The organism is Nostocoides australiense Ben110 (assembly GCF_001050535.1).
Lineage (GTDB): Bacteria > Actinomycetota > Actinomycetes > Actinomycetales > Dermatophilaceae > Nostocoides_A > Nostocoides_A australiense.
Map to the genome: position 1 here is coordinate 3,211,291 of NZ_HG764815.1, position 2,445 is coordinate 3,213,735.

Annotated in this window: 1 protein-coding gene; it reads right to left on the reverse strand. The window is 72.1% G+C overall.

Annotated elements, in window-relative coordinates:
• On the reverse strand, nucleotides 1-2,445 hold a 2,445-nt coding region (locus tag BN11_RS15575), incomplete at both ends, for a glucoamylase family protein (protein ID WP_048699206.1).

Below are 2,445 nucleotides of genomic sequence, written 5' to 3' on the forward strand. Positions count from 1 at the left end.
CGGACCCAGCGCCGGCGCCGCGGCGCGGGGCAGCTGATCCTCCACGTCACCCACGCCGGCGTCCAGCACGACGGCCGCGCTCGCCAGCAGGGCGTTCAGCGTGGCCGGATCGGTCTGGTCGCCGCGCACCACGAAGATCCGCCCGGTGGAGTCGGCCGATCCGGTGCGGGCCCGGATCGAGCCGGCCAGGCTCTCCAGGGCCAGGTGCAGATCCTGGGCGTAGGAGGTCGGCTCCAGGTTGAGCAGGACCACGTCGACGGCGAAGCGGCGCAACCGCCAGTATTCGAAGGCGCGGATGAGTTGCTGCACCACCGGGACGTGGCTGGTGTCCGGGATGCGCAGGACGACGATCGGCAGGTCTCCGGACACCCCGAGCGGCCAGAGGGCGGACTGCGGGGCGGCGTCGCGGGCGAGGTCGGCCGGGCTGGGACGGAGGCCGGCGATCGGGTAGGTGATGCGCCCGGCGAGAGTCTGGAACACCCCGGCCTCGCGGGTGCTGATGCCCAGGTGCCGCAACTCGACCTGGCTCTGGGTCCACGCCAGCATGGCGAGCCGGGGGACGGCGGTCGGGGCCGAATGCCGGTCCATGAGGGCCAGCAGGTCCTCCCGGGTGGATGCGGCGAAGCTCCAGATCGTGACCTGGGCCTCGCCGTCGCCGGGTATGCGGACGCGCTGCTGGAGGGAGAGGACGGGATCGATCACGTGCCCGGTCCGGCCACTGGCGGCGCCGCCCCGGTGCAGTTGGCCGGCCTCCCGGATGGTGCGGCCGCGGCCGAGGAAGGTGGCGCGATCGGTCTCGACGCTCAGCGCGCCGATCGCGGCCTGCCCCTCGACACGGATCATCTCCCCGAACCACACCTCCGGCTCGGACGGGTTGCGCCGCCGCCGGTGGGCGATGACCGCGCCCCGTTCGGGCAGGAATTCGGTCGCGACGAACAGCTTGGCGAACGCCGGGTGCGCATCGTCGTCGCGGGCCGGGGCGAGGACGGGCTCGGCGTAGGTCAGCAGGGTTAGGCGGCGTTCCTTCCGCTGCCGGTTGTGGATCGTCAGGTGCCGCACCGCGGCGTCGGCCTCCGGGGAGAGGTGGTAGGTCAGCCGGGTCGTGAAGCGGTGATGGTTGCGGGTGAAAGTGACCTTGTCGTCGGCCATCCGGACCTCGACGCTGTGGGCACCGGCCAGGATCGGCAGCGGCGTCGCCGACCAGTAGTCGCCCTCGGCCTCGTCGCGCAGGAAGACGTGCGAGCCGGCTTCCTCCGACGTCGGGTCGGGGTGCCAGCGGGTCAGGGCCACGCCTTGCCAGCGCAGGTGCCCGCCCCCGGCGGGGGTCAGGGTCAGGCTCAGGCTCCCGTTGGACATGTGGTGGACCGCGGGTTCGTATGCCGCCGGGCCGGTGAAGACGCGTTCCTCCGGGGCAGTCAGGGCCCGCAGCACGCGTGCCTGGCCGGTCTCGCGCCGGTGGTGGGTGACCGGGACATCGGTCGGCGCCTGCTCCTGCAGGAGCAGGTCACCGGAGCGCACCAGCGGCTCGGCGTGGAAATAGTCCCGCAGCGCACCCTGCTGCACGACGTTGTGGATCGCCAGGATCGACATCGCCTGGTGGTGGGCCATGTGGCAGCGCACGACCGCGTGGCCGGCGCCCTCGGGTAGCCGCGCCGGCGTGTAGTCCACCGACTCGTAGAACCCGAACCGGCCCAGCGCCCCCACGCCGTCCAACCGTCCGAAGTTCGTCAGCGCGGCACCGGGATCGATCATCGCCGCTAGGGCCGTCGCGTAGGGCGCGATGACGAGGTTGTCGGCGAGGCCGCGCATGATGCCGAGACCGGGGACGCCGAAGGGGGAGTACTGATAGGTATAGGCGACATCGCGCGCGTTGTAGGCGGCCTCGGAGATTCCCCACGGGATCCCCGACTCGGAGGTGTACTCCATCTGTCGGCGCACCACCAGCCGGTTGGTCTTGGCCAGCAGTCCCTGATAGGGCGAACGCAGCAGCAGCGGCGGCATGAGGTACTCGAACATCGAGCCCGACCACGACTGCAGGGCAGCACCACCCCCGACCGCGGCGACCGGCCGCCCGAGGAGGAACCAGTGCCGGGTGCGGACATCGCGTTTGATGACCGCGACATAGCTCGCCAGCCGGGCCTCGGAGGCCAGCAGGTCGTAGCACGACTCGTCCAGCCGCCCGGTGGGGATGTGGAAGCCGACGGAGAGCAGGCCGCGCCGGTCGTCGCGCAGGAATCCGAAGTCCATCTCGTCGAAGAGTTGCCGCGACGCCGCAGCCACGGCGCGAAGGCGGCCGGCGAGCTTCTCCCGGCTGCTGGGGTCCAAGGCGGTGTCCGCGCCGAGACTGTGCGCGCTCGCCGCCACCTGGCCGGCCCACAGGCGGGTCTCGGCATACACCGGCTCGTCGGGCAACCGCTCGCACGCCGCCACGAGTGCGGCGCACGC